Here is a 14,992-nt window from a genome sequence, read left to right on the forward strand (position 1 = left end):
CGACCGGGATTTCGTGGATGCTTAGCCTTCCTCCCCTTTTTCCTGTGCCCAAGGATCGAACATGCTTCCAAAAGTAGTGTTGATGGTACTTTTCCTGTCGCTATCAGCTTGCGGACCTTCTCGTTCAGCATGGATCGACAGCGCCAACAGCCTGGTCGGGCAGCCGATGCCCGATCTCGAAAACAAACCTTGCGATGCTCGCTGTCAGCTCATGCTGTGGTCCCCAAACAATCACGAACACCGCTATGAACGAGTGGTCGAGGGCGATGGCAATCGTTACTACTTCAACTGGCTATTCGATTGCAGTTACTCGGTGTACACCACGGCCGATGGTGTGATCCGGTCGTGGCGGTTCGAGACATCGCGGCCTGAAAGTTGTTATGTGTTCTAGCGCACTATCCCCCGTGGCAGCAGCTGGATGACGTCTTGTCGTCGTATTTGTCGTGGTGCTGCACCCACTCCATGATTTCCTCTTCATTACGGCCCTTCGGCGTCAGGTCGAGATAGTTATAGGCCCCTACCAACATGTCTAGGCCACGAGCATAAGTGGAGTAGGTATGAAAAATTTCGCCCGCTTCATTGCGATAGAACACGCTGAGCCCCGGGAGTTCTTCCTCGGCGCCGTCGGATTTTTCGTAGTTGTAGGTGGCTCTGCCGGCAGCGACATCTTCGGCCCGGGCAGAGACGCCAAAGTCGTAGTTGAAATCGCAGCCTTCTGACGACACCCAATCAAACTTCCAGCCCATGCGCCGTTTGAAAGCCTGGAATTCGGCGAACGGTGCGTGAGAAACCGCGACCACTGCCACGTCATGATGGGCCAGATGCTGGTTGGCGCCGTCGATGTGGTCGGACAGGAACGAGCAGCCGGGGCAACCTTCGTCCCATCCAGCGGCGAACATGAAGTGGTAGATGACCAGTTGGCTGCGGCCGCCAAACAGGTCGGCGAGTTTCAGTTCGCCGTTCGGGCCCTGGAAGTGGTAGTCCTTGTCGATTTTCACCCAGGGCAGGGCGCGGCGTTCGGCGCTAAGTTTGTCCCGCTCCTTTGTGAAGGCTTTTTCGTGGGCCAGGTGTTGTTTGCGTGCGGCGAGCCATTCATCGCGGGACACGACGGGATGATTCTGAACGTTCATCAGGTTTTCTCCTTCGCAAGGCTGGGAGGTGACTTACAGAGCCTAGTCGTTTGACCTGCGTCCAATTCGACATGCCGTCGGTCGGCAGCCGCAAAAAACTCGGCTGAACGGCTGCGCGCGGTGCCGGTCACAACTTAAGAAGGCCCTCTCTCACAGGCTTTGGAGGTTGAATCAGGATGACCACTTACAACTGGGATTTGATTGAACGCTTGCTGCACGAAGTGCAACGCGGTGAGGCCAGTTTCACGCCGCGCCCGTACGCCGAGCAGCATGCGGCGGAGAAAGCGTCGGAAGGCGAAGCGACTGAAAATCTGGATCACCTGAAAGCGGTGGCCGGCGAGTATGAAAAATTACTGCTGGAGCGCGGCTATATCGAGTCTCGACCCGAAGAGCAGGGCGGCACCGGCTCCAATTACATTTTGACGCCGCGTGGCTCGAGCTTGTTGAGCCTGATCGACAGCAGCATTCCGGGTAATGACCATCCGCGGCAGGTGTTGGATGAGCAGGAAGATGCGCTGGATGCGCTGACGTTTGATGAGGTGGCGTCGAAGGCGCAGATTGCCTGAAGACCACCTGAAACCAATGTGGGAGTGAGCCTGCTCGCGATGATGGAGTATCAGACAACGACGATGTCGACTGACACTCCATCATCGCGAGCAGGCTCACTCCCACATTTTGACCTGTGTTGGGCTTAGCCTTGTTGCGCGGCTTTCAGGCATTTCAAATCGTTGAAGTCCTTGCGCACCCCTCCAATCTTTTTCAACAGCCGCTGACGTTGAGGCGGCGTACTCTCGGCCATCAAATCCACAAACAATCCTCGTGCTTGCGCTTCAGTGTTGGCATAGGCCTGACGGTACGCCGGCGTCCATAAACTCTCACGATTCACCAGAAGCGTCTCGATTCTCTGTGGGAATTCCGGACTCTGACGCTGCGCAACGGCCGCACTGAATTGCTTCTGCCAATGCGCTCGGTTGGCGATCCATTGCGTGTTCTGGTCACCCAAGGCGTTCGACCATGTCTCCACCCGTTGTCTCTGAGTCGGGCTGAGCGGGCCCAGCCAGTCATTCAGGCGTTTTTGCATGCGCTCGCTACGTTCCTTGATCTGCTGATCGAGCGTCGGTTTGACGTAATCGTCTTGGCGCTTGCGCTGATCCTTGGCGAAGGCGTCGTTCATTTCAGCGACTTGCTTGTCATCCAGCCCCTGTAACAATTCGATGGCCGAAGGGGTGATTTCCCGGGCGGTCTGTGCGATGGCGTCCTTGGCTTCCTGAGTGCGGGTTTGCAGCGCGTCGTCGGTGACCTGGTTGGTCTCGACCATCGCCTGCAAGCGGTCCAGCCAGTCAAGGTAGCCCGGCAGTTGCGTGGTGCAGTGCCAGCTCAGGTGTTCCTTGAGGCGCTCGTTGAACCAGCCTTTTTGTTCGCCGTTCATGTCCAGGTAATCGCTGAGCGTCCACGGAATGATCACGTCGAGGTTGCGATAGGCCAGGCCCACGCGGCTACAGGCGCCAAGGGCCAGGCTGAGCGTGATGATGAGGGCGAGATACTTTAACCAGCGCGACATGGGCGAATCCTTGCGAAGATCTGGCTTCTTTAATGGATTCTTATGTGAACGCAGAATGGGCCCGGCAGTTCAGCCGATCAATAGAAGGGGCGCTCGGCCTTGAGGGTGACCAACCCGTCGCACTGGCTGTTGTGCCCGGAGTAGGCGGAACAGTCGCTGCCGCTGAGGCTTGAGTCGCTGTAGATCAGGTTGAGGTCGACACCCATGAACGGCCGGGAAAGTTGCACCGACCAATCGGTAAAACTGCCGATATAGCCGCCGTCGACGGACGCTGGCGTGTTGAGTTGGTGGGTGGTGTATTTCATGCTGATCCCGATGCCGAACGGCTGATTGCCGCCCAGGTCGGCGAAGACGGTGCTGTTCTGTTTGTCCGGGTCGTTGCTGAAGGCTGCGCCGAAACGGCTGCCGAGAAAGGTCAGGCCGCCGAAAAACTCCTGGCTGTCGAGGGTGTCCACTTTCGGGTAGCTGTAATGGATCATGCCGACTTCGTACCCGAGGGTATTATCGAAAGGCTGTTTAAAGCCCAGGTAGGAGTCGACTTCAAGGTTGGCCCCAGGGGATAAACCCATGCTCGGCGCCCATTGCCCCGCGTAAAAGCCACTGTCATGGCTCAGGTCGAGACCACCGTGGAACGAACCGGTGCTGGCGGGCTTGACCAGCCCTTGGGCCATGCTGCGGCTGGGGGTGGTGCCGAGTTTGAGATCGAAATCGCCCAATTCACGCTGGAAGATTTGCGCGTTGGCGACCGAACACGACAGCAGGGTGCCGAGCAATAAATGGGAGGGTTTGAGCATGCGTCACTCCATGACCGCGAGGAGCAGGAACAAAAACCTACTGAAACGCTTGATCTAGACGTGTGCAAGCATACCGGCGAATGCTCGGCATTGAAGGCCGTTCGTCGATTTTTGAAATATTGATGTGTTTGGCGGGGTGTTGCGGGGAGGTTCCAGTCCAAGCGCTTCGAAGCTCAAAGCGCTTACGGACCAGGTGACGCGGCGGATCTTTGGGGGAGTGTTACTTCTTGCCCAAAGTGATCTGCTTGGACGGGCCGAACGTCTGGCCGCTCACGCCTTTGGCAATTTGCTGGATCTCGCCGCCGGACTTGAGGAACGCAGCGATCTGGTTGTTGATCGATTCGCTGGTTTCAACGGCTGGAGCTGGCTTTGCTTTGCTGTTGGATGCTTTTACACGCATGGCGGCCATTAACCTGTAGAAAATTAACTTGGCCAGGCATCGTACAGGAAATACTTGACAATTGCTTGGCTAATATCCCCTCAAAATACACATTGCAGGGGCGTCATTAATCACAAGCTATTATTCGAAACACGTTCCTAAGCTGCTGTTTTAAATAAGAACGACGGTAGAAAAACACAGGTTTCATATCCGCTGGCGAGGGTGACGATCGCCCGTTCGGCCTGACGAGCGGCCAAATACCCAAGGCAAAACCCAGGAAAATTAAGGCCTTCAGAAGAATTTCTGGTGTCACCGGGCTGGCCACGGGAACGCCGCACGGAAAAACGGGTAGAATGCCGCCCACGCAATGAGGGTATTGGAAATGGCTTTAGTCGGGCGCTACAACAGTTTGCAAGTGGTTAAACACACTAACTTCGGTTTATATCTTGACGGTGGCGCGGATGGCGAAATCCTCCTGCCTAATCGTTATATTCCCAAAGATATTCCCAGCGAAGATGAAGATTGGCTCAACGTTTTTGTTTATCTGGACAGCGATGACAAACTCATCGCAACTACCGAAAAGCCGAAAGTTCAGGTCGGTGAATTCGCCAGTTTGAAAGTCGTTGAGGTCAACAGCATCGGTGTTTTCCTGGATTGGGGCCTGCCGAAGGATTTGCTGCTGCCGTACTCCGAAGAAAAGCGCCAGATGACGGCCGGTGAATATGTCGTGGTGCACGTCTACCTCGACAAGCACACCCGCCGCATCACCGCGACGGCGCGCCTGGACCGCTACCTCGACAAGACCCCCGCCAGTTACACCCCAGGCCAGGAAGTTGATCTGCTGGTGGCCGAAGCGACCGACATGGGCTTCAAGGCAATCATCAACAACAAGCACTGGGGTCTGATTCACAAGAACGAAATCTTCAAGTTCATGCGCGCCGGCAAGGAAGAGAAGGGCTTTATCAAAGAAGTCCGTGCCGACGGCAAGATCAGCCTGAGCCTGCAACCGGTGGGCGAAGAAGCCGCCACCAGCCTCAACTCGAAGATCCTCGCCAAGTTACGTGAGAACAACGGCACCCTGCCGGTCAGCGACAAGAGCGACCCGACCGTGATCACCAGCCTGTTTGGTGTCAGCAAAGGCAACTTCAAGAAGGCTATCGGTGCGCTGTACAAAAATGGCCAGATCGTCATTCATGCGGATCGCATTGAACTAAGCTGACCTCGCTCCGGCCCCATATAGAACGATTACAGAGGGGCGGGTTATGAAAAAAGGGCTGTTTGCCTACGCGGGCACCTTGCTCGCGTTTCTCGTGCTCGACGGCCTATGGCTGGGCGTGCTGATGGCGCCGACTTATCGGGCGCTGCTCGGTCCGCTGATGCTCGACCAACCGCTGCTGGCCCCGGCAGCGGTGTTCTATCTTCTTTATGTCTTGGGTTGCGTGGTGTTCGTGGTGTTGCCGGCGAAGACCTGGCGGCGAGCTTCGGTGCTGGGCGCGCTATTGGGTCTGGTGGCTTACGGCACGTATGACCTGAGTAACTGGGCAACCTTGAACGGATGGTCGGCGCAGTTGGCGTTGATGGACATGGCCTGGGGCACGTTGGCCACCTGCATTGCCTGCACGGTCGGGTATTGGGTTGCGCGAAAAGTGCAGTGATCCTCGTTGCCTGCAATGACGCAATCGGGAATTTAAAGGTCCCGTCCAGGCGGTATTTTCTGGCCGTTTGGTTAATAATCGACAGCATAACTTTTCGCCCCGACACCGTTTGTTCAGCAAGCAGGCCGGGGCTTTGTTTTTACTGTCGAGTCACTGCCATGTTTGTTGTTGTCGAGGTGTTCCGGTGAGCGCCAGCCGGCGTAGCGCCGATGGGTTTGCCCTGCAAGTGATGGTCGGGCTGTGCCTGATCTGGGGCGTGCAGCAAGTGATGATCAAATGGGCGGCGCCCGACATCGCTCCGGTCATGCAAGCGGCGGGGCGGTCGGGTATTTCCGCGTTGCTTGTAGGACTGTTGATCTGCTGGAAGGGTGGCTGGGACCAAGTCAGCAGCACCTGGCGCGGTGGCTTGTTGGCCGGTGCGTTGTTTGGTCTGGAGTTCTTTTTCATTTCCGAAGGTTTGCAACTGACCACGGCAGCGCATATGTCGGTGTTCCTTTATACCGCGCCGATTTTTACCGCGTTGGGCGTGCACTGGCTGCTGCCGAGCGAACGTCTGAGGCCGGTGCAATGGCTGGGGATTTTCCTCGCCTTCGTCGGGATCGCCATCGCGTTTGCCGGCGGCGTGTCCTGGGACAACCTCGACCACCGCATGTTGATGGGCGATGCGTTGGGCGTACTGGCCGGGGCTTCCTGGGGCGCGACCACGGTGGTGGTGCGTGCCTCGCGACTGTCGGAAGCCCCGGTCACGCTGACCCTGTTTTACCAACTGATCGTCGGTTTCGTTGGGCTGCTGCTGATCGCGATCCTCAGCGGCCAGGTAACCCATGTCAGCCTGACCACCGTCGCGGTGGCCAGCGTGCTGTTCCAGGGATTGGTCGTGTCGTTCTTCAGCTACCTGACGTGGTTCTGGCTGTTGCGCCGTTACCTGGCCGCGAACCTGGCGGTGTTTTCGTTCATGACACCGCTGTTCGGTGTCACATTCGGCGTGGTGTTGCTGGGTGAAGAGTTGAGCCTGAACTTCGTCATCGGTGCCGTGCTGGTGTTGTTGGGCATCACGTTTGTCAGCGCTGAGCAGTGGGTGCGCCGTCGTTTGCGCAAAGCCCTTGGGCAGCAGTGACCGGACGCAACAGCAGACCACCAGCGACAAGCAAGCCGCTACCGGCAACCACCAGTGCTGGCTGCAAACCGCCGCTGAAATGGCTGCTCAGCGCCGCCAGCAACGGCCCGGCGAGTTGACCCACCGCAAAGCAGGCCGTTAGCATCCCGGCGTTGCGTTGAGTAGCGTGGGGCGCCAGTTCCCGGGAACGTTGCATCACCAATTGCATGCAGGCCAGGAACGGCGTGCCGCAAAGAATCACCCCCAGCGCCAGGCCCGAGCCGCTGCCCAACAGGCAGGCAAAGACACCAGCGGCTTGCAGCCACAACGTCACCATCAGCCAGTGGCGGGTGCCATTCGGGGTTTGTCGACGCAGGCTGACCAGCACCACCCCGATAGCCGACGCCAGACCGAAGCACGGCCAGAACAGGTCGGCCTGCCATTGGCCATGGAACTGTGCGCTGGCCATTTGCGAAAGGAACGTGGCGGGGATGATGTAGCCCAAGCCGTACAACCCGTAGATCACACCTAGGCGGCCAATGCCTTGCTGACTCGAAGTGCCCGCGCTCGGTGCGGCAACCACTGCGGCGGTCGATTGCGGCAGAAACGGCAGAATTCCCAGCAACATCGCCAGGGCGACACCGGCATAAACCAGCCACAAGGTGGCAGACGTCTGCCCCAGCAGGTGCGAGCCCAACGCCAACATTCCTGTGATAAAAATCCCCAAACCAGGTCCGGCAAATACCTGGGCGCCCAGTCGTGGGCGGCCGGCTGCCGCTGCCAGTGGCTGGCTCAACGCCGTGATCATCACCAGCACCCAGGCGCTGGCCACGCCGGTACCGAATCGCAGCACCAGGTGCGACCAGAACCCGTTGGCCCAGAACGACGCCAGCGTCAGCAGCACACACAGCCACAACCCACCGAGCAGGCGCCGACGAACTTGTTCGGGACGGCGAGAGAACATGGCATCCACAGCGCCGACGAAGTAGCCGAGGTAGTTGGCGGCCGCAATCAGACCGGCGGCAGTCAGGTCGATCTGACCTTCGCTGAGCAAGTGCGGCATTTGCGGTGTGAGGGCGAAACGCCCGATCCCCATGGCCATCATCAGGGCGATAAAACTGGCGAGTAAGCGAATCAAGGGAGACATGGTCTGAATTCCGGTAAAGGCTCAATGACCGTCAGGCTAGGACTGATTGACTTTCTTTAAAAATGAATAATAGTGAGTAACTTGTTCTGATTTGGAGAAGATCGTGGAGTTCAGCCAGTTACGAATCTTCCAGGCCGTGGCGCAAGAGGGCTCGATCACCCGTGCTGCCGAACGGTTGCACCGGGTGCCGTCTAACCTGTCAACGCGGCTCAAGCAACTTGAAGAGCAGCTCGGTGTAGAGCTTTTCGTCCGCGAGCGTCAGCGTTTGCAACTGTCACCTGCGGGAAAAGTCCTGCTGGACTACACCGCCAAGCTTTTTAACTTGCGCGACGAAGCTCAGGCGGCGGTGCAGGGCGGGCAACCGGCCGGGGACTTCGTGTTGGGCACCATGTACAGCACGGCGGCGATTCATTTGCCGGGACTACTGGCGCGTTATCACCGCACGTATCCGGCGGTGAACCTGCAAGTGCAGTCCGGGCCCAGCGGTGAATTGCTTGAGGGTTTGCTCACCGGTCGTCTCGATGCGGCCTTGGTGGATGGCCCGCTGGAGCTGGCCGGTCTGGACGGTGTGCCGTTATGCGACGAGCGGCTGGTGCTGATCAGTGAGGCCGATCACCCGCCGGTCCGCAGCGCCATGGATGTGGAAGGGCGCTCGGTGTTTACCTTTCGTCAGGGCTGCTCCTACCGCATGCGTCTTGAAGCCTGGTTTGCCCATGACCACGCGGCCATGGGCCGGGCGATGGAGATCGAGTCTTACCCGGGCATGCTGGCGTGTGTGATTGCTGGCTCGGGCGTGGCGCTGATGTCGGAGTCGATGCTGGCAAGCCTGCCGGGCCGTGAAAGCGTGGCGGTGCACCCGCTGGCGGAGCCGTTTGCCCACGCGACGACCTGGTTGATGTGGCGCAAAGGCATGGTCGGGGCCAACCTGAACGCGTGGATTGAACAGCAACAAGCGGTCTATCCATCGGCGCCGATGCAGGCTTCGGCGATTGCTTGAACTATCGGTCAGGTATTTTGATCAATTCAGTAACAGATCATTGCGGATTTGGCCGAGCATTGCGTAGGACTTCAGACTATTATCAGTGCGAAGGGGCTACAGAATTTCAGCCGCTCGGCACTACCCTGAAGGGGGCACCATGAAAGAGAAAATTCAAAACTGGCTGCACGATCTGGGTGTTGCACTCGGTTTGATCGAACCGCCTCTGCAACCTGTTCCTATTCGCACCGACGACGAACAGCGTCGACGCCAGCCGCGCCGTCGGTAAGTCTGACCCGCACTGGCTCAAACCTGGCAAATCCTCTGTGGCGAGGGAGCTTGTTCCCGCTGGGGCGCGTAGCGCCCCTTGGTAGCCTCAGAGTTGTCAGGGAATACTCGGACAGGATTGGCGACTGCTGCGCAGCCGAACGGGAGCAAGCTCCCTCGCCACAGTTCACCACGAGCGTGCGTTTGGCATTCGGACTCAATGCCGTCCAATCTCCACCAAAAACCGACTCAAATCATTCGCCGTCCTGGCATCCTTGAGCATACGGTCTTCTTCCGCCGTAAACGCCGTCAACCCCAGCTCATCCTCCAGATGGAAGATCAGCTCTTCGATATCCTGTTTATCCAATCCCAACTGCGCCAGGCTGGCGTTGTCGTCGAAGTCATCCTGACCCTCCAGCAGGCGGCTGATGAAACGATGCACGGCGGCACGAACGGCAGCTCTTTTCATGGTGGTTCTTCGAGGGCGTTATTGTTGTTCCTGAGCTTGAGTACAGCAGGCTTCAGGTGTGTGAGCGCTGCCACTCGTCAATCATCGTGCGCAAATGCTCCCCGGAAAAACTCCCGAAATGCCCGCCGTGCACCGTACGGATCGGCAACGCGCGCAAGCGCTGCAGGCTGCGAGCGTAGTCGTCGAGATTGGAGTGGTAGGCGTCTTCGATCAGCGGGCCGTCGTAGATGATGTCGCCGCTGAACAGCGTCTCGGTTGCCGCTTCGTACAGGCTGATGCCGCCCGGTGAATGCCCCGGCGTATGCAGAACCTGCAGCACGCGATTGCCCAGATCCAGCACGTCGCCTTCTTCAATCATCCCCGTGGCCGGCGCGGCTTTGACTCGATATTCGGCATAGCACAACGGGCAGTCCGGGTGCGCCTCGAACATCTCGTCGCCGACAAACGCCCGGCTCAAATCGTTTTCGCCGTCGGGTGCCGCCAGGATGTCGGCCTCGGCCGGATGCACCAGGCGCTCGGGAAATTCGTGATGACCGGCAATGTGGTCGAAATGGCAATGACTGGCCACCGCCACCAGCGGCCGCTCGGTGATCCACGGCAACTGCTCGCGCAGGCTCACCAACCCGGAACCGCTGTCCAGCAGCAAGTCCTTGTCGCGGCCCTGAATGTGCCAGAGGTTGCAGCGATAGAAGGGCCGGATGTAAGGCTCGTGAATCAGCCGTATGCCGTCACTGAGCTGTTTGACCTCGAACCACTGATCGCGCGAAACAATCTTCATCAAAGGTTTTCTCCAGACGAAAAAAAACGGGTGTGGCAACCGACGCCACACCCGTCGAAGAAAGCATCAAGTCGTTAGGTTCAGCTTAGGCGGCGCTGGCCATCGTTGCCGGACGAGGGGACAGCAAGCTGACCACCACGAAGCTCACCAGGCCCACGCCGAGGCTGTAGTAGATCGGAGTGTTGGCGTCCATACCGTCCTTGAACATGAACAGCAGCGCAGTGGCAAAGCCCATGCCCATGCTGGCGATAGCGCCGGCGGTGGTTGCGCGTTTCCAGAAGATCGCGCCCATCAGCGGAATCAGCATGCCGCCCACCAACAGGTTGTAAGCCAGGGTCAAGGCACTGATCACATCGTTTACCACCAGCGCGATACCCAGCACGGCGATACCGGTCAGCAGGGTGAACAGGCGATTGATGCCCAGGCTCGACTGTTTGCCGCCGCGCAGTTTCGGCAGCAGGTCTTCGGTCAGAGTGGTGGCGGCGGCGAGCAGGCCGGCGCTGGCGGTGGACATCATTGCTGCCAGGGCAGCCGCGATCACCAAGCCACGGATGCCGTCCGGCAGCGAGACTTTGACGATAGCGGCAAAAGCGTTATTGACGTTGTCCAGGTCCGGGATCAGTACGTGAGCGGCCATGCCGATCAATGCACAGACCAGGCCGTAAATGATGCAGTAGATGCCCGCGGTAGTACCGGCATACTTCGCAACTTTCTCGCTTCGTGCGGTGAACACCCGTTGCCAGATATCCTGGCCTATCAGGATGCCGAAGAAGTAAATCATGAAGTAGGTGATGATGGTGTCCCAGCCAATGCTGGTGAAGCTGAAGCTGGCAGCCGGCAATTGTGCAACCAGTTGATCCCAGCCACCCACTCGGTACAAGCAGATTGGCAGCAGCAGGAACATCAGGCCTACGGTCTGGATACCGAACTGGACGATGTCGGTCAGGGTCAGCGACCACATTCCGCCGATGGCCGAGTAGATCACCACCACGCCACCGCCGAGAATTACCGACATCCAGAACGGAAGGCCGAACAGCACTTGCAGCACGGTGCCGATCGCCAGGATCGAGGTCACGCCGATCATCAGCGCATAGGCCAGCATGATGCTCGCGCTTGCGGTACGAGCCATTGGGTTGTAGCGCTTTTCCAGCACTTGAGTGACGGTGAAAACCTTCAGCTTCAGCAGCGGTTTGGCGAGGAACAGGTTCAGCGCGACGATCCCGCAACCCAGTGCAGCACAGAGCCAGAAACCGGAGATGCCATGAACGTAGCCCAGGCGCACGGTGCCCACGGTGGACGCGCCGCCCAGAACGGTGGCGGCCATGGTGCCCATGTACAGGCTCGGGCCGAGGTTGCGACCGGCGACCAAGTAGTCTTCGTTGGTCTTGGCCTTGCGCATGCCGAAGTAGCCAAGTATCAGCATCGCGGCGGCGTAGATGAGTACGACGAATAAATCCAAAGCCATGATGGCGTGTCTCCGATTGTCTTTTTTATGGTGAGGCGAAAATCAATGTGGCAATCAGTCCGCTTTTTGTGGCGAGGGAGCTTGCTCCCGCTGGGCTGCGAAGCAGCCCCAAATCCTGCAACCGCGTTTCTTCAGGGGAAACACCATTCGCCTGTTTTGCGACTGCTGCGCAGTCGAGCGGGAGCAAGCTCCCTCGCCACAGAGGTCCGTTGACCATCGTTTGTGTTGAATCAGGCGGCTTGTCGCATCGCCGGTTTACTGAGCGCGTCCGTGCCCTTGCTACGTGCATCATTCGGCCCGAACACCGCAGCCGGTTCCGGGAACAGACTCAGCAGCGTCAGGTACACCAGCGATGCCAGGCCGAGGGTGACCGGCAGGCTGATGTCGATGCCGCCAGCCAGATCGCCCAGCACACCCACAAACTGCCCCGGCAGGTTCACAAAGCACAAACCCACCAGCGCACTCGGGATCCAGGCTCCCAGGCCACGCCAGTTCCAGCCGTGGGTGAACCAGTAGCGGCCACCTTTCTCGCCGCGGGTGAACACTTGCAGGTCATCCGGGCAGTAGAAGCCGCGACGCACCACCAGGCCGATGATCATGATCACCATCCACGGGGTGGTGCAGGTGATGATCAGCACGGCGAAGGTCGACACGCTCTGCACCAGGTTCGCGGCGAAGCGCCCGATGAAGATGAAGGCAATCGACATCACACCGATCAGCAACGTCGCCTTGACCCGCGACAGCACCCGAGGGAACACGCTGGACATGTCCAGCCCGGTGCCATACAGCGAAGTAGTGCCGGTGGACATGCCGCCGATCACCGCGATCAGGCACACCGGCAGGAAGAACCAGCTCGGCGAGACCGCCAGCAAACCGCCGACGTAGTTGTTGGCCGCGATGTAGTCCGGTGCCTTGATCGCTACGATGGTGGCGGTGGCCAGGCCGAACAGGAACGGAATGAACGTCGCGATCTGCGAGATCACCACGGCGGCCATGATCCGGCGCTTGGAGGTCTCACGCGGGATGTAGCGCGACCAGTCGCCGAGGAACGCGCCGAAGGAAATCGGGTTGCTCATCGCCACCAGTGCAGCACCGATGAAGGCCGCCCAGAAACCTGGCTGACCCATATTGACGGTGCCGGCGTAATTCACATCGAAAGGCCCGGCGAAGGCGAAGATGCCCAGCAGGAACAACAGGCTGGCGCTCCATACCGCGATTTTGTTGACCCACAGCAGGAAACGAAAGCCATAAATGCAAACTGTCAGCACCAGGATCGCGAACAGCCCGTAGGCCAGGCCCAGGGTCAGGTCGGTTTCCGGCAGACCGATCAGGCGTTTGGCGCCACCGATCAGCGCATCACCCGAACTCCACACCGAGAGCGAGAAGAAGGCGATGGCGGTCAGCAGCGACAGGAACGAACCGACGATCCGCCCGTGCACGCCGAAATGCGCACCGGAAGACACGGCGTTGTTGGTGCCGTTGATCGGGCCGAACAGGCCCATCGGCGCGAGGATCAGCGAGCCCAGCAGCACGCCCAGCACAATCGCCCAGACACCGGCCTGAAAAGACAGGCCGAACAGCACCGGGAAACTGCCGAGCACGGCGGTGGCAAAAGTGTTGGAACCGCCGAAGATCATCCGGAACAAGTCCGTCGGGCCTGCGGTGCGTTCGTTGTCCGGGATCTGTTCGACCCCGTGGGTTTCAATCTGCGTAAGGCTTTGGTCTTTGTTGTTGTTATTCATGATCAGCTCCGATCATAAAGGCGCGCTCATCGTGTGTGAGCGTCACCTGTTTGGCTAAGGGGGTGGCAGCCCTTCCGGCATTGCGGACAAATGTTCGTGGCAGGCCAGCCATAGGCCTTGTTGTTGTCGGCGAAACACAATCGTCTCGCGCTCCTGGCTGAAGTGTTGCTCCCCTTGCATGCGCAGCTCGGTGGCCACGTCATGGATGAAAATCGCCACGTCACCCTGCAGGCTGACGAAGGCGTTGCTCGACGTGCACGCAAGCACCTCGAAGCCATCCTCGGCGCGCCAGGTGTCCCACAACGCCTGATAGGCATCGCGCGACAGCAGGGGCTGTTCGAGGGTGTAGAACACGAAGCTGGCGTCGGCGCTGAACGCGCCGAAGTAGGCTTCGCGATCGTTGCAGGCGAAGGCTGACACCAGATCGGCGGCAGCTTTCAACACCTGATCACGTTCGGTCATGACCGATCCTCAGCGGTGGGCCACGCCCGGCAGTACGCAGAGCATTTCGTACAGCAGGTTGGCGGCCAGCAGCGAGGTGTTGCCGGTGGTGTCATAAGCGGGCGAGACTTCTACCAGATCGCAGCCGATCAGGTCGAGGCCTTGGCAGCCGCGAATGATTTCAATTGCCTGAATGGTCGTCAGACCACCGATTTCCGGGGTGCCGGTGCCTGGCGCCCAAGCCGGGTCGATGCCGTCGATGTCGAAAGTCAGGTACACCGGACCGCCGCCGACTTTCTCGCGCACTTCGGCCATCAGCGGTGCCAGGGATTTGTGCCAGCACTCTTCAGCCTGAACCACACGGAAGCCCTGTTTACGGCTCCAGTTGAAGTCTTCGGAGGTGTAGCCCTGAGCGCGCAAGCCGATTTGCACCACGCGATCGCAGTCGATCAGGCCTTCTTCGGCCGCGCGACGGAAGGTGGTGCCGTGGGCGACTTTCTCGCCAAACATGTGATCGTTCACATCGGCGTGAGCGTCGATGTGCACCAGGCCGACCTTGCCGTGCTTCTTGTGAATGGCACGCAGGATTGGCAGGGTGATGGTGTGGTCGCCGCCCAGGGTCAGCGGGATCACATTGTGTTCGAGGATGGCGTCGTAGGATTCTTCGATGATCCGCACCGCGTCCAGCAGGTTGAACGTATTGATCGCCACGTCGCCGATGTCGGCCACCGACAGCGAATCGAACGGTGCAGCGCCGGTCGCCATGTTGTACGGGCGGATCATCACCGATTCAGCGCGGATTTCGCGAGGTCCGAAGCGGGTGCCGGGGCGCAGCGAGGTGCCGATGTCCAGCGGGACGCCAACAAAGGCAGCATCCAGACCGGCAGCGGTAGGCAAATGGGGGAGTCGCATCATGGTGGCGATGCCGCCGAAGCGCGGCATTTCATTGCCGCCCAGTGGTTGGTGAAGAATCTTTTCCACGGGTAAGGCCTCATCGTCGTTGTTTTATTTATGTCGGTTGCGCCGCTCCGGGGAGGTTCGGGCACCGTTAGGGGCCGATTCTGCGAAATGTAGTGGCCGGGAAGAATCGCT

At 59.2% G+C, this 14,992-nt stretch carries 18 protein-coding genes; 7 read left to right on the forward strand and 11 right to left on the reverse strand.

Going from position 1 to position 14,992, the window contains the following annotated elements; translation table 11 throughout:
* Nucleotides 1-61: 61 nt before the first annotated feature.
* Nucleotides 62-391, forward strand: a complete 330-nt coding sequence (locus tag FBY01_RS12885; RefSeq protein ID WP_077749142.1) for a hypothetical protein — start codon at nucleotides 62-64, stop codon at nucleotides 389-391.
* Nucleotides 392-395: 4 nt separating this feature from the next.
* On the opposite strand, the gene FBY01_RS12890 is transcribed toward FBY01_RS12885, so the two are convergent.
* Nucleotides 396-1,130 carry a thioredoxin family protein gene (locus tag FBY01_RS12890; RefSeq protein WP_102594244.1) on the reverse strand — a complete coding sequence of 245 codons (735 nt, stop codon included), beginning with the start codon at nucleotides 1,128-1,130 and terminating at the stop codon, nucleotides 396-398.
* 176 nt (nucleotides 1,131-1,306) lie between these two features.
* On the opposite strand from FBY01_RS12890, the gene FBY01_RS12895 reads away from it, so the two are divergent.
* Nucleotides 1,307-1,696, forward strand: coding sequence for a transcriptional regulator (locus FBY01_RS12895; protein ID WP_102594245.1), 390 nt, complete (start codon nucleotides 1,307-1,309; stop codon nucleotides 1,694-1,696).
* Between the two features lie 125 nt (nucleotides 1,697-1,821).
* Here the strand turns inward: FBY01_RS12895 and FBY01_RS12905 are convergent, their stop codons facing one another.
* The 3 genes from FBY01_RS12905 to FBY01_RS12915 form a co-directional block, all read right to left on the reverse strand.
* Nucleotides 1,822-2,691, reverse strand: coding sequence for a DUF6279 family lipoprotein (locus tag FBY01_RS12905; RefSeq protein WP_077749139.1), 870 nt, complete (start codon nucleotides 2,689-2,691; stop codon nucleotides 1,822-1,824).
* Nucleotides 2,692-2,768: 77 nt separating this feature from the next.
* Nucleotides 2,769-3,485 carry a TorF family putative porin gene (locus FBY01_RS12910; RefSeq protein ID WP_010462029.1) on the reverse strand — a complete coding sequence of 239 codons (717 nt, stop codon included), beginning with the start codon at nucleotides 3,483-3,485 and terminating at the stop codon, nucleotides 2,769-2,771.
* Between the two features lie 220 nt (nucleotides 3,486-3,705).
* Nucleotides 3,706-3,894 carry a hypothetical protein gene (locus FBY01_RS12915; RefSeq protein WP_017337097.1) on the reverse strand — a complete coding sequence of 63 codons (189 nt, stop codon included), beginning with the start codon at nucleotides 3,892-3,894 and terminating at the stop codon, nucleotides 3,706-3,708.
* Between the two features lie 352 nt (nucleotides 3,895-4,246).
* Here FBY01_RS12915 and FBY01_RS12920 point away from each other — a divergent pair, with 352 nt between their 5' ends.
* The 3 genes from FBY01_RS12920 to FBY01_RS12930 all read left to right on the forward strand — a co-directional run bounded on the left by FBY01_RS12920 (nucleotide 4,247) and on the right by FBY01_RS12930 (nucleotide 6,636).
* A complete protein-coding gene (locus FBY01_RS12920; RefSeq protein ID WP_010462025.1) occupies nucleotides 4,247-5,083 on the forward strand; it encodes a S1 RNA-binding domain-containing protein in 837 nt (278 codons plus the stop codon).
* 43 nt (nucleotides 5,084-5,126) lie between these two features.
* Nucleotides 5,127-5,519 (forward strand): DUF2177 family protein, encoded by a 393-nt coding sequence (locus tag FBY01_RS12925; RefSeq protein WP_145308086.1) that lies wholly within the window; start codon nucleotides 5,127-5,129, stop codon nucleotides 5,517-5,519.
* Between the two features lie 184 nt (nucleotides 5,520-5,703).
* Nucleotides 5,704-6,636 carry a DMT family transporter gene (locus tag FBY01_RS12930; protein ID WP_010462021.1) on the forward strand — a complete coding sequence of 311 codons (933 nt, stop codon included), beginning with the start codon at nucleotides 5,704-5,706 and terminating at the stop codon, nucleotides 6,634-6,636.
* Here the strand turns inward: FBY01_RS12930 and FBY01_RS12935 are convergent.
* Complete coding sequence (locus FBY01_RS12935) at nucleotides 6,581-7,762, reverse strand: MFS transporter (protein ID WP_145308084.1); 1,182 nt, start codon at nucleotides 7,760-7,762, stop codon at nucleotides 6,581-6,583. The genes FBY01_RS12930 and FBY01_RS12935 overlap by 56 nt on opposite strands.
* Nucleotides 7,763-7,865: 103 nt before the next feature.
* Between FBY01_RS12935 and FBY01_RS12940 the strand changes: the two genes are divergently transcribed.
* Both FBY01_RS12940 and FBY01_RS31825 read left to right on the forward strand, forming a co-directional pair.
* The gene (locus tag FBY01_RS12940; RefSeq protein WP_010462018.1) at nucleotides 7,866-8,759 is read left to right on the forward strand and encodes a LysR family transcriptional regulator; all 894 of its coding nucleotides are present in this window, start codon (nucleotides 7,866-7,868) and stop codon (nucleotides 8,757-8,759) included.
* Between the two features lie 139 nt (nucleotides 8,760-8,898).
* Nucleotides 8,899-9,027, forward strand: a complete 129-nt coding sequence (locus FBY01_RS31825; protein WP_003184145.1) for a PA1414 family protein — start codon at nucleotides 8,899-8,901, stop codon at nucleotides 9,025-9,027.
* Nucleotides 9,028-9,222: 195 nt separating this feature from the next.
* Here the strand turns inward: FBY01_RS31825 and FBY01_RS12945 are convergent, their stop codons facing one another.
* From FBY01_RS12945 to speB, 6 genes are all read right to left on the reverse strand, one after another.
* Nucleotides 9,223-9,474 (reverse strand): hypothetical protein, encoded by a 252-nt coding sequence (locus tag FBY01_RS12945; protein WP_010462011.1) that lies wholly within the window; start codon nucleotides 9,472-9,474, stop codon nucleotides 9,223-9,225.
* Nucleotides 9,475-9,526: 52 nt separating this feature from the next.
* Nucleotides 9,527-10,252 carry an MBL fold metallo-hydrolase gene (locus FBY01_RS12950; protein ID WP_083374775.1) on the reverse strand — a complete coding sequence of 242 codons (726 nt, stop codon included), beginning with the start codon at nucleotides 10,250-10,252 and terminating at the stop codon, nucleotides 9,527-9,529.
* 85 nt (nucleotides 10,253-10,337) lie between these two features.
* On the reverse strand, nucleotides 10,338-11,717 hold the full coding sequence (locus FBY01_RS12955; protein ID WP_145308082.1) for a sodium:solute symporter: 1,380 nt from the start codon (nucleotides 11,715-11,717) through the stop codon (nucleotides 10,338-10,340).
* Nucleotides 11,718-11,947: 230 nt separating this feature from the next.
* Nucleotides 11,948-13,459 carry a cytosine permease gene (locus tag FBY01_RS12960; RefSeq protein WP_145308080.1) on the reverse strand — a complete coding sequence of 504 codons (1,512 nt, stop codon included), beginning with the start codon at nucleotides 13,457-13,459 and terminating at the stop codon, nucleotides 11,948-11,950.
* Between the two features lie 54 nt (nucleotides 13,460-13,513).
* Complete coding sequence (locus FBY01_RS12965) at nucleotides 13,514-13,921, reverse strand: nuclear transport factor 2 family protein (RefSeq protein ID WP_145308078.1); 408 nt, start codon at nucleotides 13,919-13,921, stop codon at nucleotides 13,514-13,516.
* A gap of 9 nt (nucleotides 13,922-13,930) precedes the next feature.
* Entirely contained in the window at nucleotides 13,931-14,881 is a 951-nt protein-coding gene (gene speB / locus FBY01_RS12970) for an agmatinase (RefSeq protein WP_077749132.1), read from the reverse strand.
* Nucleotides 14,882-14,992 lie beyond the last annotated feature (111 nt).

The organism is Pseudomonas sp. SJZ077, assembly GCF_007993905.1.
Lineage (GTDB): Bacteria > Pseudomonadota > Gammaproteobacteria > Pseudomonadales > Pseudomonadaceae > Aquipseudomonas > Aquipseudomonas mandelii.